Annotated in this window: 21 protein-coding genes; 16 read left to right on the plus strand and 5 right to left on the minus strand. The window is 44.8% G+C overall.

From position 1 onward, the window contains the following. Positions 1–35: 35 nt before the first annotated feature. Positions 36–1088 carry a C4-dicarboxylate TRAP transporter substrate-binding protein DctB gene (gene dctB, locus ACZ07B_RS19165; protein ID WP_167559127.1) on the minus strand — a complete coding sequence of 351 codons (1053 nt, stop codon included), beginning with the start codon at positions 1086–1088 and terminating at the stop codon, positions 36–38. Between the two features lie 69 nt (positions 1089–1157). Here dctB and dctS point away from each other — a divergent pair, with 69 nt between their 5' ends. The 8 genes from dctS to ACZ07B_RS19205 all read left to right on the plus strand — a co-directional run bounded on the left by dctS (position 1158) and on the right by ACZ07B_RS19205 (position 9689). Next, on the plus strand, positions 1158–2765 hold the full coding sequence (gene dctS / locus ACZ07B_RS19170; protein WP_116316429.1) for a two-component system sensor histidine kinase DctS: 1608 nt from the start codon (positions 1158–1160) through the stop codon (positions 2763–2765). Beyond that, complete coding sequence (dctR, locus tag ACZ07B_RS19175) at positions 2755–3435, plus strand: two-component system response regulator DctR (RefSeq protein ID WP_003234347.1); 681 nt, start codon at positions 2755–2757, stop codon at positions 3433–3435. The genes dctS and dctR overlap by 11 nt, the downstream gene beginning before the upstream one ends. A 120-nt stretch (positions 3436–3555) precedes the next feature. Next, the gene (dctP, locus tag ACZ07B_RS19180; RefSeq protein WP_014475862.1) at positions 3556–4821 is read left to right on the plus strand and encodes a C4-dicarboxylate transporter DctP; all 1266 of its coding nucleotides are present in this window, start codon (positions 3556–3558) and stop codon (positions 4819–4821) included. A gap of 148 nt (positions 4822–4969) precedes the next feature. Continuing rightward, on the plus strand, positions 4970–6022 hold the full coding sequence (locus ACZ07B_RS19185; RefSeq protein WP_003246523.1) for an AI-2E family transporter: 1053 nt from the start codon (positions 4970–4972) through the stop codon (positions 6020–6022). Between the two features lie 276 nt (positions 6023–6298). Beyond that, the gene (locus ACZ07B_RS19190; protein ID WP_021481708.1) at positions 6299–7225 is read left to right on the plus strand and encodes an ABC transporter ATP-binding protein; all 927 of its coding nucleotides are present in this window, start codon (positions 6299–6301) and stop codon (positions 7223–7225) included. Next, positions 7218–7985, plus strand: coding sequence for an ABC transporter permease (locus ACZ07B_RS19195; protein WP_015715273.1), 768 nt, complete (start codon positions 7218–7220; stop codon positions 7983–7985). The genes ACZ07B_RS19190 and ACZ07B_RS19195 overlap by 8 nt, the downstream gene beginning before the upstream one ends. 94 nt (positions 7986–8079) lie before the next feature. Beyond that, positions 8080–8415 (plus strand): hypothetical protein, encoded by a 336-nt coding sequence (locus tag ACZ07B_RS19200; protein ID WP_003225151.1) that lies wholly within the window; start codon positions 8080–8082, stop codon positions 8413–8415. Between the two features lie 128 nt (positions 8416–8543). Continuing rightward, the gene (locus ACZ07B_RS19205; RefSeq protein ID WP_015715274.1) at positions 8544–9689 is read left to right on the plus strand and encodes an acyl-CoA dehydrogenase family protein; all 1146 of its coding nucleotides are present in this window, start codon (positions 8544–8546) and stop codon (positions 9687–9689) included. Between the two features lie 23 nt (positions 9690–9712). On the opposite strand, the gene fbpB is transcribed toward ACZ07B_RS19205, so the two are convergent. Beyond that, complete coding sequence (gene fbpB, locus ACZ07B_RS19210; RefSeq protein ID WP_010886410.1) at positions 9713–9892, minus strand: Fur-regulated basic protein FbpB; 180 nt, start codon at positions 9890–9892, stop codon at positions 9713–9715. Further along, positions 9846–10010, minus strand: a complete 165-nt coding sequence (locus tag ACZ07B_RS19215) for a Fur-regulated basic protein FbpA (RefSeq protein WP_003225157.1) — start codon at positions 10008–10010, stop codon at positions 9846–9848. The genes fbpB and ACZ07B_RS19215 overlap by 47 nt, the downstream gene beginning before the upstream one ends. A 246-nt stretch (positions 10011–10256) precedes the next feature. On the opposite strand from ACZ07B_RS19215, the gene ACZ07B_RS19220 reads away from it, so the two are divergent. Then, on the plus strand, positions 10257–11129 hold the full coding sequence (locus tag ACZ07B_RS19220; protein WP_464877556.1) for a cation diffusion facilitator family transporter: 873 nt from the start codon (positions 10257–10259) through the stop codon (positions 11127–11129). A 14-nt stretch (positions 11130–11143) separates the two neighbouring features. Here ACZ07B_RS19220 and ACZ07B_RS19225 read toward each other — a convergent pair whose 3' ends face one another. After that, positions 11144–11464: a thioredoxin family protein gene (locus ACZ07B_RS19225; RefSeq protein WP_003234326.1), complete on the minus strand. Its 321-nt coding sequence runs from the start codon at positions 11462–11464 to the stop codon at positions 11144–11146. 153 nt (positions 11465–11617) lie between these two features. Between ACZ07B_RS19225 and ACZ07B_RS19230 the strand changes: the two genes are divergently transcribed. From ACZ07B_RS19230 to ACZ07B_RS19250, 5 genes are all read left to right on the plus strand, one after another. Beyond that, a complete protein-coding gene (locus ACZ07B_RS19230; protein WP_042977094.1) occupies positions 11618–12703 on the plus strand; it encodes a D-alanine--D-alanine ligase in 1086 nt (361 codons plus the stop codon). A 71-nt stretch (positions 12704–12774) separates the two neighbouring features. Continuing rightward, the gene (locus tag ACZ07B_RS19235; RefSeq protein ID WP_464877557.1) at positions 12775–14148 is read left to right on the plus strand and encodes a UDP-N-acetylmuramoyl-tripeptide--D-alanyl-D-alanine ligase; all 1374 of its coding nucleotides are present in this window, start codon (positions 12775–12777) and stop codon (positions 14146–14148) included. Positions 14149–14547: 399 nt separating this feature from the next. Beyond that, complete coding sequence (locus ACZ07B_RS19240; protein WP_003246685.1) at positions 14548–16032, plus strand: degradosome RNA helicase CshA; 1485 nt, start codon at positions 14548–14550, stop codon at positions 16030–16032. A 172-nt stretch (positions 16033–16204) separates the two neighbouring features. Further along, complete coding sequence (locus ACZ07B_RS19245; protein WP_464877558.1) at positions 16205–16684, plus strand: PH domain-containing protein; 480 nt, start codon at positions 16205–16207, stop codon at positions 16682–16684. After that, positions 16674–18155, plus strand: a complete 1482-nt coding sequence (locus ACZ07B_RS19250) for a PH domain-containing protein (protein WP_217003206.1) — start codon at positions 16674–16676, stop codon at positions 18153–18155. The genes ACZ07B_RS19245 and ACZ07B_RS19250 overlap by 11 nt, the downstream gene beginning before the upstream one ends. 197 nt (positions 18156–18352) lie before the next feature. On the opposite strand, the gene ACZ07B_RS19255 is transcribed toward ACZ07B_RS19250, so the two are convergent. Further along, on the minus strand, positions 18353–18952 hold the full coding sequence (locus tag ACZ07B_RS19255; protein WP_123372836.1) for a rhomboid family intramembrane serine protease: 600 nt from the start codon (positions 18950–18952) through the stop codon (positions 18353–18355). Between the two features lie 94 nt (positions 18953–19046). On the opposite strand from ACZ07B_RS19255, the gene acpS reads away from it, so the two are divergent. Together acpS and ACZ07B_RS19265 are read left to right on the plus strand one after the other, a co-directional pair. Continuing rightward, positions 19047–19412: a holo-ACP synthase gene (gene acpS / locus ACZ07B_RS19260; protein WP_015252768.1), complete on the plus strand. Its 366-nt coding sequence runs from the start codon at positions 19047–19049 to the stop codon at positions 19410–19412. 165 nt (positions 19413–19577) lie between these two features. Beyond that, positions 19578–20594, plus strand: coding sequence for a LolA family protein (locus tag ACZ07B_RS19265; RefSeq protein ID WP_003234282.1), 1017 nt, complete (start codon positions 19578–19580; stop codon positions 20592–20594). The last annotated feature ends 109 nt before the right edge of the window (positions 20595–20703 follow it).

The following is a 20703-nucleotide window of genomic DNA, read 5'->3' on the forward strand; positions in this document are numbered from 1 at the left end:
AAAGATAAACGAAAAACAGCGTATCGAGATAGGAACTATGAATCTATTCGCAGCTCCAACAGTTCCCGGATCAGCTCCCGGCCAAAGATGGGCTCATACTGCCGGTAAACAGGGTCAAGACGCTTCATCCATTCTTTTTTCTCTTTATCTGACAGCTCATAAATATGTATAGCAGAATTCTTTTTGATTTCTTCCAGCTGCTCCTTGTTCATTTGTTCGGCATACGTTTCATTCCACTCCGTCGTCTCCTTCATCGCTTCAGTCAAAATGCGCCTTGTTTCTGGTGTTTGCGCCTTCCAGAAGTGTTCATCAGTCATGACAGCGTAGCCGAGATAACCGTGGCTGCTTATTGTCAAATAGTCCTGAACATTATAAAATTTTTTAGAATAGATGTTTGAAATTGTATTTTCTTCGCCATCGACTACATTGTTTTCTAACAGCTGAAAGGTAGAATTGAAGGATTCCTGATGAGGTGTTGCGCCAAGCAGCTTGAACTGATCCTCAATCACATCGCTTTGCATAATGCGCAGATCCTGCCCTTTTAAATCATCCGGTGTTTTGACCGGCCCTTGATTTGTTGTGATTTGCTTAAAGCCGTTCGTCCAATAGGCCAGTCCTCTTAATTGGTTTTTCTTTAGAGAATCAAACAGCTGTGTGCCGATGCTTCCGTTCAGCCCTTTTTTGGCGGCGTTGTAATCTGTAAATGCATACGGCAGATCCAGCACTCCCCATTCAGGCGAGAGCATGCCGAGCTTCGATGTGGAGGGGGCGATAAATTGAACATCACCGTTTTGCAATGCTTCAATTTCTTCGATGTCCGAGTACAGGCTTCCATTCGGAAATACTTCTATTTTTATTTTCCCGCCTGATTTTTCGTTCACCAGATCAGCGAATTTATTGGCGGCCAGCCCTTTTGGCGTATTTTCAGCAACCACGTGGCTGAATTTAAACACGATTTGATCCTTCAGGCCTTCCTGGTCGTCATCATAAACAATCTTTTTATTGCCTGTATGATCATGGAATCCAATAAATAAAGCGGTTGCAATTCCAGCGATCATCAGTGCGAGACATGCAAGCAAACTCTTCATGAAAAGCCCTCCCCTATGTTAAGGATAATGGGGGTAATGACATTCGTAAAGACCTGAAAGGAGAAGCTGATGAACAAAAAGAAGCTCTCAATCCGTTGGAAAATCACGATCTTATCCTATATACTCGTCATTTTCTCCTTTTTGATCGGTGGCATTGTGCTCATCGGCAACATTCAGCATACAGAGGAGCGGGAGCTGAAAAAGCGGCTGATGAATACGGCCCGGACGGTGTCAGAGATGACAGAAGTGAAAGAAGCCTTGGCGCGAAAAAAACAAACAGAAGCTGTTCGCCATGCGGTTGAAGAAATCAGGATGATTAATGAAGCAGACTATATTGTCGTCATGGATATGAATCACATCCGATATACGCATCCTGTCAGCACAAGCATCGGCAAGAAATCAGAAGGTGCAGACGAGGAGGCAGCGTTTGCGGAGCACATTTATTTCTCTGAAGCAAAGGGCGAGATCGGCACGGCGGTTCGCGCTTTTTATCCGGTTAAGGATCAAGACCTGAACCAAATAGGCGTGGTGCTTGTCGGAAAAACGCTGCCGGGGATCGCTGACATCCTGCTTCATTTAAAGCGTGATATCGCCTTCATCGTTGTGCTGACACTCGGCTTTGGCCTTGCTGGTTCCTTTTTGCTGGCCCGCCATATCAAAAAACAAATGTTTCAGCTTGAACCCCATGAGATTGTCCGAATGTATGAAGAACGGACAGCGACGTTTCACTCGATGAATGAAGGGGTGATCGCCATTGACAATCGGCTCGTCATTACGATTTTCAATGAAAAAGCGAAACAGATCTTTGAAGTGCATGGGGATCTGATCGGCAAGGTGATTTGGGAGGTTCTCAAGGATTCGCGCCTGCCCGAAATCGTGGAGCGGAACAAAGCGGTTTATAATGAAGAAATTCGTGTCAGCGGAAAAGTCATCATGAGCAGCAGAATTCCGATCGTCATGAAGAAAAAAGTGATCGGCGCCGTTGCGATTTTTCAGGACAGAACGGAAGCGGCCAAGATGGCAGAGGAATTGACTGGTGTCAGAAACTTTGTGGAGGCGCTCCGTGTCCAAAACCATGAGCATATGAATAAGCTGCACACGATCGCCGGTCTCATCCAGCTGGGGAAATCTGAAAAAGCCTTGCAGCTTGCATTCCAGGCATCAACTGAGCAGGAAAATGTGACTGAATTTCTGCACCGCTCGATTCAAAATGACGCTGCGGCAGGCCTTCTTTTAAGTAAAATCAGAAGGGGAAGAGAGCTCGGCATTGCTGTTCATATAGATGAAAACAGCAGTCTTCAGCAATTTCCCGAGCATGTTGATCAGCATGATATTGTGGTGCTTTTGGGGAATCTGATTGAAAATGCCTTCGGCTCATTTGAAACCGTTCAATCTGAAGACAAACGAATTGACATTAGTATCGAACAAACAGATGATATCCTTGCTATTTTAATAGAAGATAACGGCTGCGGAATTGATCCGGCACATATGCCTCGCCTTTACGACAAAGGTTTTACGGTCAATAAAACTGGCGGCACAGGCTATGGCCTGTATCTAGTGAAACAAATCATAGACAAAGGATCGGGCACGATAGAAGTTGATTCACATGCGGGGCAGGGGACATCTTTTTCTATCGTTTTTCCAATGAAGGGGGAGGAAGCACAGCATGGCTCGTAAAGAATGGAAGGTTCTGCTCATTGAAGACGATCCGATGGTTCAAGAGGTCAATAAGGATTTCATTACAACTGTTAAAGGCGTTACTGTCTGTGCAACGGCAGGAAACGGAGAGGAAGGCATGAAGCTGATTAAAGAAGAACAGCCGGATCTCGTCATTCTCGATGTGTACATGCCGAAAAAAGACGGCATCAAGACCTTGCAGGAGATCAGAAAGCAAAAGCTTGAAGTGGATGTCATTGTCGTCTCCGCTGCAAAAGACAAGGAAACGATCTCACTCATGCTGCAAAACGGGGCGGTTGACTATATCTTAAAGCCGTTTAAGCTTGAGCGAATGAGACAGGCACTCGAAAAGTACAAGCAATATAAACAAAAAATCGAAGCGAATGATACGCTGTCCCAGGAACAGCTCGATGCGATCCTGAATATTCCGCAGCAGGCCGTACAGGATCTGCCGAAAGGGTTGAATCACTTCACGATGAATGAAGTCACTGCTTTTTTGAAACAGCAAACCGCATCCCTTTCTGCTGAAGAGGTCGCCAAGGCGCTTGGCATCGCCAGAGTGACAGCCAGACGATATCTTGATTACTTAGAAAAAACCGGGATCATCAAATTGGACGTTCAATACGGCGGAGTCGGCCGGCCGGTCAACCGCTACGTGTTAAAAGGATAAACCTGAGACCAAAAAGACCAAAATGTTCGTTATGATCATAAACTTCCCCAGACGTTATGAAAACGCTATCATTCTAGTAAGAAAGACACAAAAGGCGAATAGGACAGGGGGATGAAGGATATGAAACTGTTTAAAAATTTAACAGTTCAGGTCATAACCGCGGTCATCATCGGGGTCATTGTCGGGCTGGTCTGGCCGGATGTCGGCAAAGAAATGAAACCGCTTGGCGATACATTTATCAACGCTGTTAAAATGGTGATTGCACCAATTATTTTCTTCACAATCGTTCTCGGGATTGCAAAAATGGGCGATATGAAGAAGGTTGGAAAAGTAGGGGGAAAAGCGTTTATCTATTTCGAGGTTGTCACCACCCTCGCACTCATTATCGGTTTATTTGTCGTCAATATTATGAAGCCGGGTGCGGGTCTTGATTACAGCAAGCTTGAAAAGGGAGATGTATCACAATACACGCAAAATGGCGGTCAGGGAATCGACTGGATTGAATTTGTTACACACATTGTTCCATCCAACATGGTTGATGCCTTCGCAAAAGGGGACATTTTGCAGGTCTTATTCTTTTCTATTCTTTTCGGAGTGGGTCTTGCGGCATTAGGCGAAAAAGGGAAAAGCGTCATTGATTTCTTCGACAAGGTTTCTCACGTTTTTTTCAAAATTATCGGCTATATTATGCGTGCCGCGCCAATCGGGGCATTCGGGGCGATGGCGTATACAATCGGACACTTCGGGCTCGATTCCATCAAACCGCTGGCAAGCTTAATGATGTCTGTTTATATTACGATGTTCCTGTTCGTATTTGTTGCTTTAAATATCATCTGCAAGCTTTACGGATTCAGCCTGTGGAATTACCTTCGCTTCATTAAGGATGAGCTTTTGATCGTGCTTGGCACAAGCTCTTCCGAATCGGTGCTTCCGCGTATGATGGATAAAATGGAGCGCTACGGCTGTTCCAAATCCGTTGTCGGGCTTGTTATTCCGACGGGCTATTCGTTTAACCTCGACGGCACATCCATTTATTTATCAATGGCGACTGTCTTTCTGGCACAGGTGTTTGGAGTAGACCTCAGCATCGGCCAGCAAATTACGATTATCCTCGTTCTGATGCTGACATCGAAGGGAGCGGCAGGTGTGACGGGAAGCGGATTTATCGTCCTTGCCTCAACGCTGTCAGCGCTGCAGGTCATTCCGCTGGAGGGTCTTGCACTCCTGCTCGGGGTCGACCGTTTCATGAGTGAAGGAAGAGCCATTGTGAACCTGATCGGAAACGGAATCGCCACGATCATTGTTGCCAAAAGCGAAAATGAATTTGATGAAGCAAAAAGCGTAGAGGCTGTTGAAGGCATGAAAAAAATGAAAACAGCAGTCTGAAAAAAGAACGGCCCATCCATGGGGCCGTTTTTTTAATTGTTTAAGAATTATTAAGGTAAGGACAGAGACCTCAGCATTTTTTTGTTATATAATTTACAAATGGATACTATATTGAATGAAGGACGTTTGTCCTAACAGGAGTGTATAAATGGCCGCTTTAGTTAAATTTTTTCAGCACCCGGGAGTAAGGCGTTTCTCCATCTTTGTCGTGTTAACTGGTGTGTTATATCTATTTAAGAGCATGATCAACTTAATATTGCTTACCTTCATTTTCACATTTCTAATGGATCGTTTGGAGCTTGTCGTGCGGCAGTTTGTAAGCCAGTTCTTCCGCGTGAGCCAGCGGGTTGTCATTACGTTTCTTTACATGTTGCTGGCTGTGCTGCTCACAGTCGGGGGCTTTGTGTTTTATCCGGTCGTCGCGGCGCAGATCCAGCAGCTGGTAAAGCAGATTAAACATATTGCGTATCATCCTGACAGCATCCCTTTCTTTGATGAGATCACCAGTGTCTTCGGAGATATTAACATCAGTTCATATGTCAAAGAGGGCTTCAATGTAGTGTATACGTATCTGGCCGATATCAGCACATTCGGCTTGCAGGTCGTGATGGCGCTCATTCTCAGCATGTTTTTCTTATTTGAGAAAAAACGGCTTTCTGAATTCATGGCGAAATTTAAAACGAGCAAACTGAGGGTCTTTTATGAGGAAATTGCTTTTTTCGGAAGCAAATTTGCAAGAACGTTCGGCAAGGTGCTCGAGGCTCAATTTATCATTGCGCTCGTCAACTGTATTCTGACGTTTATCGCGCTTTGGATTATGCATTTTCCGCAGCTGTTTGGGCTGTCGATTATGGTGTTCTTCCTTGGGTTGATCCCTGTAGCAGGCGTCGTCATTTCCCTGATTCCGCTCAGCATTATCGCCTACAGCACTGGCGGCGGAATGTATGTGCTTTACATTGTCCTTGTCATATTCGCCATTCATGCGATCGAAACATATTTCTTAAATCCGAAGCTGATGTCGGCGAAAACAGAGCTGCCAATCTTTTTCACCTTCACAGTACTCATTTTCTCTGAACACTTCTTCGGCATTTGGGGTTTAATTATCGGGATTCCGATCTTTGTGTTTCTCCTTGATATTCTGGATGTCACCAACAAGGAAGATAGGTCTAAAGGACCCCGAGAGAATAGCGATAAAAAGTAGTTTAAAATCGAATAATGAGTGTGCCTCGATCTGCCGGCCTGCCTGTTCAGGGCATGGAATTAAGACTCGGAATCGGAGCTTGGCATTGCTCCGCACAGTGGTGAACACAACAGGTGACAATGCCTGTCATCATTACAGAAACTGAAATGAACAAACAGTCGGAGCAAACGCTCATCATCGGTTTAACCAAACATTTGGAAGCAACAAATGCTATAATACAAACAGTGCCTAATGTTAGGCACTGTTTATTTTTTGTCGAAAAAGGAGGAAGGCTTTATGGCTGAGCCGATTTTACATATTGAAGGCCTCGATAAAAAGATTGGGTCTAAACAGATTTTAAAACAGATCAGCATGGACGTCATGGAGGGTGAAATCATCGGCCTTCTCGGTCCGAATGGTTCCGGAAAAACAACACTCATCCGTATCATCGTCGGGCTGCTGAAACAAAACAGCGGAAGCGTGACAATCAGCGGATTCCAGCATGATACAGAGTTTGAAAAAGCGATGGAAGCGGTTGGAGCGATTGTTGAGAACCCTGAGTTCTATCCGTACCTGACAGGCTGGGAAAACCTCAAGCACTTTGCGAATATGCACAAAAAAATAGCGGATGAACGGCTTGATGAAGTGGTGGAGCGTGTCGGGCTGACGTCAGCGATTCATGATAAGGTGAAAACCTATTCCCTTGGGATGCGCCAGCGTCTGGGAATCGCCCAGGCAATTCTTCACCGGCCGAAGCTTCTCATTCTAGATGAACCGACAAACGGCCTGGATCCTGCGGGGATGAAGGATTTTCGCGATCATATTAAAGAGCTCGCAGAAATGGAAGGAACAGCTGTCCTGTTCGCCACTCATTTATTGCGGGAGGTTGAAGACTTGTGCGACCGTGTCATCATCATTCAAAAAGGTGAGATCAAAGCGGAAGTCAGCTTACAAGGAACTGATCAAACCACAGAAAAAGCGATTATAGAAGTGCAGCCGCAAGAAAAAGCGCTCAATTGGCTGACAGGCAATCAATATCAAGCTGAGAGCCAAGACGGGACGATTGTAGTTGATGTGGCAAAAGAAAACATACCGGAGCTGAACCGATCACTTGTCGGACAAGATCTGAATGTATTTTCCATTACGCCTTACACGCAATCACTGGAAGACGAATTTATAAAAGCGACGACCGCTCATCAAGAGGAGGGAGAAGAGCTTGTCTAAATTAATTTGGAATGAACATATGAAACTTTTTAATCGGAAGGTCACTTTGGTTTCCCTTATCCTGATGGCTGTCTTTCAATTCTTCATGGCTTTGATCATTAAACGGATTGTCATCAGTGCCGGAACAGATGAAAACTTCATCGGCTATTTATCGTATACACCGAGCCTGAACATTTTGCTGCAGGCTTTAACGATCGTAATTGCAGCAACAATTGTTTCGATGGAATTTGATAAAAAGACGATCAAATTTTTGCTCATTCGTCCGGTTAAACGCCAAAAGGTCTTTTGGTCAAAATTAATCACAGTCGTGATGGTCAGCTTCTATTTGTATCTGGCATACTACATTCTGGCATTATTATTCGGTCTCGTGTTTTTTGGCACATCGGTGACTGCGGAATCAAAGACATTGCTGGTCAACACCTTGGCGCTGATCGGGTCAAACTGGCTTGAAGCTGTAATGATGGGATTATTCGGGCTGCTTTGTTCTTCGCTGTTCCGCAACAGCGCGGTAGCAGTTGTTGTTTCTTTTGTCGTTTTATACGGAGCGAGTACACTTGTTCAGCTCATGAAGTTGTTTGAAAACAAGTGGGGCAGCTTTTTGCTTTTTGCGAACACTGACTTTACGCAATACAGAAGCGGAGAGACAGCGTTGTTTTCAGGCATGACGCCATTGTTTTCAATTGGAATTCTCATCATACATGCCATATTCTTCATCGTTGTTGGCTGGTGGTGCTTCTGTAAACGGGATGTTCGGGTCTAAAGGCAAGGAATGACATTTTTGTGAAAAAGCTCACGTAAATCAATATCATTTGATATTTTGGTTTATACTAAAGGTACTGACGGAGGTGTCTCGATTGAGGAACTTTATTACCGCTTTACCGATCGTATTGCTGCTTGGATTCTCATTTGTGTCATTCATGTTTCAGTTTGAACATCTTGTTTATTTCAGGCTCGCGCTTGGGTTGTTTTCTCTCGTGGGACTGTACATGATATATAAAATGAAGACGGGCATCCGCTATTTTATCATCTATCTGTATGCCAGCTGGATTGTGTTGGCCGCAGTGACCGCTTTTGAAGAGCCGATTTTCTCAAGCTTTTTCTTTGGCGGCCTGGTGATGACGATGGGTTACCTGACATATATGCTGATTTATCTCGGCATGAAACAAGACCGGGATGCAAATCCTGTGTAATCGCGCTGTTCCCTTGGGGAACGGCGTGTTTTTCTATACTGGGCAAAAGATTAACAGTTGCGGAAAAATGGCAGGAAATCTATAATACATATTAAATTTATCGGAATTAAAACTTGGGGGGCTGCCGGATGTCATTATTTATACAAAACGATCAACAGCGGCAATGGATGGAGAAAATCGGACGGATTGCGGATGAATTTCAGCAAACAGCTGCTGAAGATGACGAACAGGGACGTTTTCCTGCAGAGAAAATACAAAAATTGCGTGATGCTGGGTATACAGCATTAACATTGCCGGCATCTCATGGCGGAGGGGGCATTTCTGTTTACGATATGCTCCTGTTTCAAGAACGGCTTGCACGGGGAGATGCTCCGACGGCTCTTAGCATCGGCTGGCATTTGAGCGTGATCGGGGAGCTTGGAGAAGGCAACAGCTGGGATGAAGACGTATTTGCATTTGTTGCCAAGGAAGTTCAAAACGGAGCCGTCATTAACAGGGCGGCGACTGAAGCGAAAACCGGAAGCCCGACAAGAGGAGGGCGTCCGGGTACACACGCCGTCAAAAAGGATGGCAAATGGGCAGTGAACGGGAGAAAAACCTTTACGACGATGTCACAAGCTCTGGATTATTTTTTAGTAACCGCATGGATTGAAGACAAACAAACAACAGGCGTGTTTCTCATTCATAAAGATGATCCCGGCTTGTCGATTGAAGAGACGTGGGATATGATGGCGATGCGGGCGACTGGGAGCCATGACCTTGTACTGAACGAAGTAATGCTTGATGAGAATAAGCTGGTGGAACTGCTTCAAGGGCCTCGTGGAGCTAAGCCCAATGGCTGGCTGCTTCACATTCCTGCGATTTATCTTGGTGTGGCTCAAGCTGCTCGTGACTATGCAGTGCAATTTGCATCTGAGTATTCTCCAAACAGCTTGAATGGACCGATCAAGAATGTCCCGGCCGTACAGCAAAGAACAGGCGAAATGGAGCTTGAACTGCTCAATGCCAGACACTTTCTTTTCCATATCGCTCAATTGTATGACGATCCGGAGCGGCGTCCACACTTGACCAGCGAGCTCGGTGCGGCGAAACATATCGTCACAAACGCTGCGCTGTCTGTTGTTGATAAAGCGATGAGAATTGTCGGGGCCAAAAGCCTGGAACGAACCAACCCGCTTCAGCGCTATTACCGTGATGTGCGCGCCGGTCTTCACAACCCGCCGATGGATGACGCCGTGATACACAAGCTGGCGGCTGAAGCGTTTGAGTCATAAAAAAAGAGCCTAGCCGGCTCTTTTTATGTATTGTTTTGCTCTTGCAGATTTTTTTGATGCTTGCGGTCAATTCTGTCATAAATAACGTTCATCAGCTTTGGATTGCCCATAATCGCCTCTTTGTTTTCCTGGATCAGCTGTTGGTAAGTTTTCACTTTACGCTTCGGCATGCTCCGGCGCCCTCCTGACATGTTTGTATTCACTTTCTAACTCCGTCAGCGACAATTCATACAGATGACGCTTTGACTTTTTGTATATACCATTCTGTATTAACAGATGAATGAGCTGTTTTTTTCTGATTTCTGCAGACTGAGGTGTCATTGTGTCACCAACCTCCAATCAAACGATATTGATAATCATTATCAATTAACTTCAGTATACAATGTCCGCAATAGCCTGTAAAGATGAAAAGAGTCCTATTCTTGGCCAATTTACAAACATTCAACAAATCGACAAAAAGTTTCCCGGGCAATAATTTGCTGTCGAAATATTCCGCTTCATTGAACGCGTCCTGCTATTTTTCATGTTTTGAACCATACTATGTAATAGAATGGAGGCTGGTATTCAATGGAGCGGACAGAAAATCTGAAAAAGGGAGAAAAAGGGGCGCTCCTCAATATTTTTGCATATGTCATCCTTGCTGTTGTAAAGCTAGTTATCGGGATTCTATATCATTCTGAAGCGCTGAGAGCAGACGGGTTAAATAATGGAACAGATATTGTTGCGTCAGTAGCAGTGCTGATAGGATTGCGGATTTCTCAAAGACCGGCTGACAGCGATCATCCATACGGCCATTATCGGGCTGAAACAATTTCGTCTCTTGTTGCGTCTTTTATTATGATGGCAGTCGGCATTGAAGTGTTAATCGGCGGAGGAAAAGCGATTGCGGGCGGCACAACGGAAACGCCAAATCTTATCGCGGCATGGACGGCGTTAGGCAGTGCTGTGTTTATGTATGGCATCTATTTATATAACAAAAGGCTGGCAGCGTCCATTAAAAGCTCTGCCCTGATGGCAGCGGCCAAGGACAGCAGGTCAGACGCTTTTGTAAGTGCCGGCGCGTTTATCGGTGTTTTTTCGTCCCAGCTGAAGCTGCCGTGGATTGATCCGGTAACGGCTTTTATCATCGGCATCATCATTTGCAAAACGGCGTGGGATATCTTTAAAGACGCTTCACATTCCTTATCAGACGGCTTCCATTTAAAAGATCTCGAGCCTTACAAACAGACCGTCGGCAGGATCGAAAATGTGCATCGCCTAAAGGATGTGAAAGCGAGGTATTTAGGCAGTACAGTTCATATCGAGATGGTGATTACGGTTGATCCGAAGCTTACAGTAGAAGAAGGCCATGGAGTGGCGGATGAAGTAGAAGACAAAATAAAACATGAACACGATGTCACTCATGTTCATGTTCATGTAGAGCCTGACGACATAAAATAAGGCTGTTTAACGAATTAGCTTATATGTTCAGATAAAAATTCAGTCACTTCTTCAGGCGTTTTGGCATTGGCGCTGTGAAGGTGAGCTGTTTTTTCACCGTTTTTGAAAATAAGCAGGCTGGGAATGCCCATTACTTGGTATTTTTCAGCCAGGTCAGGAAGCTCGTCCTTATTCAGCTCATACCAATCGTTTTGGTTGTACTCTTCCAAAATATCGCCGATGAACATATTCATGCGTGTGCAGTCTGGGCACCAATCAGCATAAAACTTTACAATGATTTCTTTATCAGATTGAATCAGTTCATTAAATTGTTCGTTTGTCGTGATTTTTTTCATATGTCACATCTCCTTTTCAATGCCATTTTAATATAAAATAAAAAGGAATTACATACAAATGCATTCAACATCAGCATGCCCAAAAATAATTAGATCATTTTCCGGTGAAAATGATAAGATAGTAAAGATGAATTGTAGTGGGGGGAGTATCCATTGAAAACAAGTCTAGGATTAGTGTACGGAGGAAAGTCGGCAGAACATAATGTTTCCCTGCAGACGGCTCTGGCTGTAATCAAAGCGCTAAATACTGAGAAGTTTGATATACATCCGATTTATATAACAGAAAAAGGCGAATGGGTAAGAGGCGCCCGTTTAACTGAGCCTGTTTCAAATGTGAAAATGCTTCAATTTGAGCAAGGAGGCAGTGCTTTTTCTCCAGCTGCCTTGAACCAGGAGATGTTTCCGCAGGAAGCGTCACAGCAAAATGAAGCCATCGACGTCGTATTCCCGCTCCTCCACGGACCGAATGGAGAAGACGGTACGATCCAGGGAATGCTCGAGCTGTTGAACATTCCTTATGTCGGCAACGGAGTGCTTGCTTCCTCAGCTGGCATGGATAAAGTTGTCATGAAACATTTATTTGCGCAGGCCGGCCTTGCTCAGGCTAAATACGCAGCTTTCCTTAAGAAAGATTGGACTCGTTCTCCGAAAGAAAGCTGTGAGCAGGTTGAACAGGAATTAGGCTACCCTTGCTTCGTAAAACCGGCGAACCTCGGCTCAAGTGTCGGAATCAGCAAATGCCGAAACCGTGAAGAACTGCAAAAAGCGTTTGAGCTTGCTTTCCAATATGACCGCAAAGTCGTCGTTGAAGAAGGCATTAACGGCCGCGAGATCGAAATCGGCGTTCTTGGAAATGACGATCCTAAATGCTCTGTTGTGGGAGAAATCGCACCGAAGACAGATTTCTACGATTACAAAGCGAAATATGAGGATGGAGATACTGATCTGATGATTCCGGCGATTGTGTCTGATGAGGAATACGCAACAATCAGTGATATGGCGATCAAAGCGTTTAAAGCGATCGACGGTTCAGGACTCGTCAGAGCGGACTTTTTCCTGACAGCTGACGGCGAAGTTCTGATCAATGAAGTCAACACAATGCCTGGCTTTACACCTTTCAGCATGTTCCCGCTGCTCTGGAAAGAAGCCGGAGTGGAATATGCTGACCTGATTGAACAGCTTGTGGAGCTTGCAAAAGAACGCCACGCTGAAAAACAATTGATTAAGCATACATTCTAATGAAGAAGGACACTGCCGGTAAAAGGGCAGTGTTTTTTCCCGTATATACAAAAGAAAGAGAGGGACCTTACTTGATTAAGCGAACAGTAAAAAACATTGCCGAAATGGTTAAAGGCACACTAACAAATCCGCAATATGAACAAACAGTCATTCATGGAGTGGCAACCGATACAAGAAAACTGGAACAACATCAGCTCTTCATTCCGCTGAAAGGGGAACGTTTTGACGGCCACACTTTTGTGGAGCAGGCTTTTGAAGCTGGTGTAGCGGCTGTTCTTTGGGATCGGTCAGAACCAAATCCGCCCGAGAATCACGCCGTCATTTTAGTGGACGATACCCTTACCGCACTTCAGCAGCTTGCAAAAGCCTATTTGCAGGAGCTTGGCACGCGTGTCATCGGAGTAACCGGAAGCAATGGCAAAACGACAACAAAAGATATGATTCACGCCGTACTGGGGACCAAGTACCGTGTCCACAAAACTGGAGGAAACTTCAATAATCACATCGGTCTGCCGCTGACAGTTTTAGCGATGCCTGAAAATACGGAGATCGCCGTATTGGAGATGGGAATGAGCGCCAAAGGAGAAATTGACCTCTTGAGCCGCCTGGCAAACCCGGATGCGGCAGTGATTACGAATATCGGCGAATCGCATATGCAAGACCTCGGCTCTAGAGAGGGCATCGCGGAGGCGAAGCTTGAAATCATTAACGGGCTTAAAGAAGACGGAGTGCTGATTTATATCGGGGACGAGCCGCTCCTTCAAAATGCATACAGCTGCCAGACGAAAACGTACGGTACGGGAACGCATAATGATTATCAGCTTCAGGATGTCAGCCAGAGTGAGGAAGGAACCCATTTTACAATCAAAGGGATAGAAAACACGTTTTTTATTCCGATACTCGGCAAGCACAATGTGATGAACGCCATGGCTGCAATTGCTGCAGGGGCTTATTTTGGCATCGCGCCTGAGGATGCGGCAAAAGGACTGAGCGGCCTTAAGGTAACCGGGATGAGGCTTGAACTCATCAAAACAGACAGCGGCCTTTCGATAATCAATGACGCTTATAATGCGAGCCCGACTTCCATGAAAGCTGCAATTCAATTGACAGAAAGCCTCGAAGGCTACGGCAAAAAAATGCTCGTGCTCGGTGATATGCTTGAACTCGGCGATCTTGAAGAAACGTTCCATAAAGAGTGCGGCGCTGTGATCAGCCCTGATAAAATTGACCGCGTCTTTACGTACGGAAAACTGGGAGCTTTTATCGCGGAAGGCGCCCTGAAACACTTTGAGAAAGACCGCGTCAGCCATTACACTGAGAAAAAAGATCTCCTCCAAGCTGTGAAGAAAAACGCATCAAAAGGCGATTTGATTTTATTCAAAGCGTCCAGAGGTATGAAGCTTGAAGAAATCGTTAAAGATTTAATAGAGAGCCCGCTTTCATAAGAAAATATTTTGCGAAAAAACGCATATTGCATCATAAAATAACATGATATGCAAACACTAATGTATGCCGGCCGAAAATTATGTATATCTGGCCGGCTGCGGCTATGATACAATATATATAGGTTATTTCGCGATACGAACATATTCGTCCGGACTTTTCATCGTGACCCGAAGTTCTCCGCTGGATTCTTGGGAGCGGATGGAGCAGCAGCCGGCATATTCGAGATGCCGATCTGCTTCTCATCTTATTGAAAAACAAATAGTGTAATGGTAAGATAAAACTTAAAGTAATTCGGGCTTTGTATACGGATGGATCCTGTCCTTCTTGTCTAAAGGGCAGTTTTATAAGTGGTAAATCACGACATTACTGAAACAGCAATTAGAAGGAGTTTGAATAATTTGACTATAACGTTTCAAGATTTTAATTTAAGTTCTGATCTCATGAAAGCAATTAATCGTATGGGATTTGAAGAAGCAACACCGATTCAGGCACAAACGATACCGCTCGGACTTTCAAATAAAGACGTCATTGGACAAGCGCAAACAGGTACAGGTAAAACAGCTGCGTTTGGTATACCCCTTGTTGAAAAAATTAACCCCGAGTCTCCTAATATTCAAGCAATCGTAATCGCGCCAACCCGTGAATTAGCCATTCAAGTATCTGAAGAATTGTATAAAATCGGACAAGATAAACGTGCGAAGGTTCTTCCTATTTACGGCGGACAGGATATTGGACGGCAAATCCGGGCGTTAAAGAAGAATCCGAATATTATTGTCGGAACACCTGGCCGTCTTCTTGACCACATCAACCGCCGCACAATTCGTTTAAACAACGTAAATACCGTTGTAATGGATGAAGCGGATGAAATGCTGAACATGGGATTCATTGACGATATTGAATCTATCCTTTCAAACGTGCCAAGCGAGCATCAGACACTTCTGTTCTCTGCCACAATGCCTGCGCCGATCAAACGCATTGCAGAGCGCTTCATGACTGAGCCGGAACACGTAAAAGTAAAAGCGAAAGAAATGACGGTTTCTAACATTCAGCAGTTCTATTTGGAAGTGCAAGAACGCAAAAAATTCGATACACTGACTCGTCTTCTTGACATTCAGTCTCCTGAGCTTGCGATCGTATTCGGACGTACAAAACGCCGTGTCGATGAGCTGGCTGAAGCCCTGAACCTTCGCGGATATGCAGCTGAAGGAATTCACGGTGACTTAACGCAGGCGAAACGTATGGTTGCGCTTCGTAAATTTAAAGAAGGCGCAATCGAAGTTCTAGTCGCAACTGATGTTGCCGCTCGCGGACTTGATATCTCAGGTGTTACACACGTATACAACTTCGACGTGCCTCAAGATCCTGAAAGCTACGTTCACCGTATCGGAAGAACGGGCCGTGCAGGAAAAACAGGTATGGCAATGACGTTCATTACACCGCGTGAGAAAAGCATGCTTCGCGCAATTGAACAAACAACAAAACGCAAAATGGACCGCATGAAGGAGCCTACACTTGATGAAGCGTTAGAAGGCCAGCAGCAGGTTACTGTTGAACGTCTTCGCACAACAATCAGTGAAAACAACCTGAACTTCTACATGACAGCGGCAGCTGAGCTGCTTGAAGATCATGATGCAGTAACAGTGGTTGCGGCGGCTATCAAAATGGCTACAAAAGAGCCAGACGACACACCGGTTCGCTTAACAGACGAAGCGCCGATGGTCAGCAAACGCTACAAGAACCAGCGCTCTTCTAAACGCAGAGACGGTCAAGGCGGCGGCTACCGCGGCGGAAAAGGGAAAAGCAACAACCGTTCTTCCTACGATAAAAAGCGTTCAAACGATCGCCGTTCTTCAGGTGACAGACGCCAGAAAAAATCTTACTAATTTGATCGATTCAGAGCCCAAAACATGATGTTTTGGGTTTTTTTATGTTCGCGATTTGTTATTCAGCAAACTTTCAGCTGACGGAAGCCATTTTTCTCTGTATGCTTAAGAATGAAACCTTTCTGTAAAAGAGACGTATAAGTAACGACGAAAAAAAGGGAGGTAGGTATTTTTGAGAGAGCAGCCAAAAAACCAAATCAGTCCAGACGGATTAAAGGTTTGGCGACTTCAAGAGATCATCATATCCGCTGTTTGCTTGCTTATTGTCATTGCAGTTGCAGTGTTAAGCTATTATTTTCATTGGCCGTACTGGATAGGCGGCGTGCTCGGCGCAGTTTGGCTGCTGGGATCGATTGTGACGGTCTTTATCATTCCGAAGGTCCGTCATAAGGTGTGGCGATATGAAGTCCATGAACATGAAATAGATATTCAGTCAGGTATTTTTGTGGTGACACGTGTGATTGTTCCGATGGTCAGAGTTCAGCACGTCGATACGTCACAAGGGCCATTATTAAAAAAATACAACCTGGCAACCGTGAAAATTTCCACGGCCGCGACCGTTCATTCGATCCCCGCTTTAGAGATGGAGGAAGCGGATCGGCTGAGAGACTCCATTTCCCGTCTGGCGAGGGTGACTGACGATGATGTCTGAACCGAAACGCCTGCACCCGGCAGCAGTCATTTTGAATTTATGCCATACCATTATTCAAACGATAAAAAATATCATTCTGCCATTCTTTTTTGTGTATATTGTCAATTCAAACCATACTGTCCGTTTTTACGGAGCCATTGCGCTCGGTGTGCTATTCATCTGGCTTGTAGCGGCAAGCATTATCAAATGGAGAAGGTTTACCTATCGAATTGAAGATGATGAATTTAGAATCGAAGAAGGCTTATTTGTTACGAAAAAGCGATACATATCGATTGATCGGATTCAAACGATGAATACGAGCGCAGGCCTTGTCCAGCAAATCTTTAAGCTTGTGAAGCTGCAAATTGAAACAGCAGGCGGAGGCAAGGAGGCAGAAGCCGTTCTTTCTGCTATTTCTGTTGAAGAAGCGGAACGCATCAAAGAAGCTGTCTTTAAGAAAAAAGCGCAAAGACGAGAAAATGAACTTGATGAAGAACGGCTTGAAGCTGAAAAGGAGTTGGTTCCGGCCGTTGAGGTGCAAGAGCACTATCGCATGAACGCGAAAGAATTGCTCATGGCCGCTTCTACCTCCGGCGGAATCGGAGTCATTATCTCCGCTGTATTTGCACTTATTTCCCAGCTTGATGAAGTGCTGCCAATGGATTGGTTATTTGATAAATTTTCCTTCCTTCAGCACGCCAGCATCGGTATTTACGCGGTACTGATTTTTATCGGTTTATTTATCGCCTGGATTTTCAGCATCGCGGGCATGATGTTTAGATACGCGAACTTTCAAATCATAAAAAAAGAGCAGGAACTGGTGATTTCAAGGGGAATTATTGAAAAACATCAAGTCACGATTCCATTGCGAAAAATACAAGCCATTAAAATCAAAGAAAATATCATTCGCCAGCTTTTCGGCTTTGTAACGGTGTCCATCGTCAGCGCAGGAGGCGGCGACCGGGAAAAAGAAGAAGGCGCTTTGACTATTCTCTTTCCAATGATTCATAAAAAAAAGCTTCCGTACATGCTCCGAACATTTACGCCGGAATATACGCTGGAAGAAAACTGCCGACGCCTGCCGCGGCGCGCGTTGAAACGCTATTTGTTCCGTTCTGTCATTTTTTCACTCTTTTTGATCATTCCGTTATGTATCTTCTTTCAGCCATGGGGCTATCTGTCAGTCATCCTGCTGCCGATAGAGTTGCTCTTCGGCTATCTCGCGTATAAAGAGGCTGCATGGACGATCAACGGGGACCGTCTTCAGCTGACGTCTAGATTTATAGGCAGAACAACCGCCATTGTACTGAAAAAACGAATGCAGGTCTGCAAGTTCAGCCAATCCTATTTCCAAAAGAAAGGCCGCTTGTATACCATTTCTACTTCGGTGAAATCATCGAGCCATATGGAAGAATTAACGGTGAGGGATGTAGGTGAAGAGGATGCAGCCTTCATTTTAAACTGGTACTCATATGAAAAAGCGGACGGTTAATACCGCCGCTCCAGCGTGTCGACAAACCCTCGCATTCGTTGTCAGGACTGCGCTTCGGTGCTCACGAATTAGAACATTCGCTCCGCTCCTATGCTCGTCATTCCTAGACTTCAAGGGTTTTCAATCACGCTGAAAAGATGACAAAATCCTAAAATGAAAACCATTTTAGGATTTTGTCAACAATCTGAAGCGGACGGTTAATACCGCCGCTCTTTTTTTTGCACGCATAAAAACGAAAGAAGAAACCCGCCGCATAGTCCAAACAGATGGGCCATCATGTTAATATTGGAGTTGATAAACGACATGAGAACGGCAAATGCGAGCAGTGTGATGATCATTTTGGAATGCTCCTGCCCTATTAGCTCATTGCGAAAAAGAACCATAAACAGGTACACGCCGAATAGCCCGAAAATTGCGCCTGAAGCACCGACATGCACGTAATCAAGCGGCTCTGTAATATAAGTGCCGATATTGCCGATGATGCCGGAGCCGGCGTATACAAGAAGGAAACGCGCTTTTCCCAGCATGCGTTCCAAAGCCGGGGCAAATAAAAAGATGGACATGGAATTAAACAGCAGATGTGTGAAACCGGCGTGCAGCAAAATCGGTGTGATCAGCCGCCACCATTCACCGTTTGCGACACCTAGATTATAGCCTGTGACGGTATCCCTCCATAACACGACTGAATGGGCAGGAAGTGAAAAAAACAGCCAGAGAACAGCTTGCAAAGCCAATATAAAGGTGACAACGGGGTAAAGCCTGATAAACGTTTGAAAATTTTCAGTCCGTATAAACATTCCGAGCCCCTTTTCTTCATTTTGGTATATCTATAGTAACACGTTTATGAGACAAACCATTTAAATAGTACGTACGCAAAGGAGGTTATCATACATGATTTACGGCATTGGGCTGGACATTACCGAGCTTAAACGCATCGCCTCTATGGCTGGACGCCAGAAAAGGTTTGCCGAGCGGATTTTGACGCGAAGCGAGCTTGACCAATACTATGAGCTTTCAGAGAAAAGAAAAATCGAATTTCTCGCGGGCAGATTCGCGGCAAAAGAAGCGTTCTCGAAAGCATTTGGCACCGGCATTGGGAGGCAGCTCAGCTTTCAGGACATTGAAATTAGGAAAGACCAAAATGGCAAGCCCTATATCATTTGCACGAAACTGAGCCAGGCTGCCGTTCACGTATCGATCACTCATACAAAAGAATACGCTGCCGCGCAGGTTGTGATTGAAAGGTTGTCAAGCTAGTCTGCATATTAGGGAAACCCCACTCATATATTTGATAGTGCATTAAGGGAGACAAGTTGTTTGAGGCTTTTATGGTACGCATCTGTTCTGCCTAAACGTGTACCGAGCGTACCGTTAAAGTCAAACAAGCGATTTCTTCCTTTTACATCAATTGAGAAAAAGGGGTTGAAAAAGGTGAGAAAAAGCTTTGTTTTGCTTTTAACGGGACTGCTTGCTGTTCTTATTCTTTCTGCCTGCGGGCAAAAAACACAGCAAGATATTGTGGCCGGGTTAGATGAAAAGGCGAAAGAATACACCTCGTACAAAGCAAAAGCGAAAATGACCATCGAGACAGGGAGTGAGCCTCAAGTATACAATGTGGAAATCTGGCACAAAAAGCCGTCTCTGTACAGGGTTTATTTAGAAAATCCGAAAAAGGACCAAAATCAAGTCATTTTACGAAATGAAAACGGAGTATTCGTTCTCACGCCGTCTTTAAATAAGAGCTTCAGATTTCAAAGCGATTGGCCAAACAACAGCAGCCAGGTTTATCTGTTTGAATCGCTCGTAAAGGATGTTCAAAACGATTCGGATGCAGTTTTCACAGCGAAAGAAAAGAAATACGTATTCGAAACAAAAACAAACTATCAGCATAACAAAATGCTGCCGACGCAAGAAATCACATTTAACAAAAAAGATATGAGCCCGTCATCTGTTAAAGTGATGGATACCGACCGGAAAGTGATGGTCAAAGTAGAATTCAGCAGCTTTGAATTTAATAAACAATTTGATAAAGAATCATTTGATGAAAAGAAAAATATGACCCTTTCTCAAATGGATGTCGCCACAAGCGCGAAGCCTTCCGATACATTTGCGGTCAAAACGCCGCTGGAACTGCCGCTTGGCGTCAAGCTGCTTGAAGAAAAAGATATATCTACTGAGGACGGGAAGCGCATCATCATGACGTACGGAGGAGAAAAATCATTTACGTTAATTCAGGAAAAAGCCCAGATTGCCAAGGCTTCCTCCTCCGTTACGCTGAACGGCGAACCGGTAAATCTCGGCTACACCATCGGCGCCCTGTCGGATGCATCATTATCATGGACATATGACGGTGTAGATTACCTTCTCTCTTCTAAAGATCTTTCTAAAGAGGAAATGGTGACAGTAGCGAAAAGCATGCAGGGACAATCATCGAAATAACCGCCAAAGGCCAAACATGATTTGGCCTTTTTTTCGTTAGACATCGTTTCCCTTTAGCCTTTAATTTTAGTATGATATGTAAATGATATTGAATAAAAGCTAGGAAGTG

It is taken from the genome of Bacillus sp. 9.4, assembly GCF_055486415.1.

Bases quoted from the DNA above. Each gene is read 5' to 3' on its own strand.
- ACZ07B_RS19190 (WP_021481708.1), top strand. From the start codon at position 6,299: ATGGCTGAGCCGATTTTACATATTGAAGGCCTCGATAAAAAGATTGGG.
- ACZ07B_RS19185 (WP_003246523.1), top strand. From the start codon at position 4,970: ATGGCCGCTTTAGTTAAATTTTTTCAGCACCCGGGAGTAAGGCGTTTC.
- ACZ07B_RS19255 (WP_123372836.1), bottom strand. From the start codon at position 18,952: ATGTTTATACGGACTGAAAATTTTCAAACGTTTATCAGGCTTTACCCC.
- ACZ07B_RS19205 (WP_015715274.1), top strand. From the start codon at position 8,544: ATGTCATTATTTATACAAAACGATCAACAGCGGCAATGGATGGAGAAA.
- dctR (WP_003234347.1), top strand. From the start codon at position 2,755: ATGGCTCGTAAAGAATGGAAGGTTCTGCTCATTGAAGACGATCCGATG.
- ACZ07B_RS19220 (WP_464877556.1), top strand. From the start codon at position 10,257: ATGGAGCGGACAGAAAATCTGAAAAAGGGAGAAAAAGGGGCGCTCCTC.
- ACZ07B_RS19215 (WP_003225157.1), bottom strand. From the start codon at position 10,010: ATGACACCTCAGTCTGCAGAAATCAGAAAAAAACAGCTCATTCATCTG.
- ACZ07B_RS19225 (WP_003234326.1), bottom strand. From the start codon at position 11,464: ATGAAAAAAATCACGACAAACGAACAATTTAATGAACTGATTCAATCT.
- acpS (WP_015252768.1), top strand. From the start codon at position 19,047: ATGATTTACGGCATTGGGCTGGACATTACCGAGCTTAAACGCATCGCC.
- dctP (WP_014475862.1), top strand. From the start codon at position 3,556: ATGAAACTGTTTAAAAATTTAACAGTTCAGGTCATAACCGCGGTCATC.
- dctB (WP_167559127.1), bottom strand. From the start codon at position 1,088: ATGAAGAGTTTGCTTGCATGTCTCGCACTGATGATCGCTGGAATTGCA.
- dctS (WP_116316429.1), top strand. From the start codon at position 1,158: ATGAACAAAAAGAAGCTCTCAATCCGTTGGAAAATCACGATCTTATCC.
- ACZ07B_RS19250 (WP_217003206.1), top strand. From the start codon at position 16,674: ATGATGTCTGAACCGAAACGCCTGCACCCGGCAGCAGTCATTTTGAAT.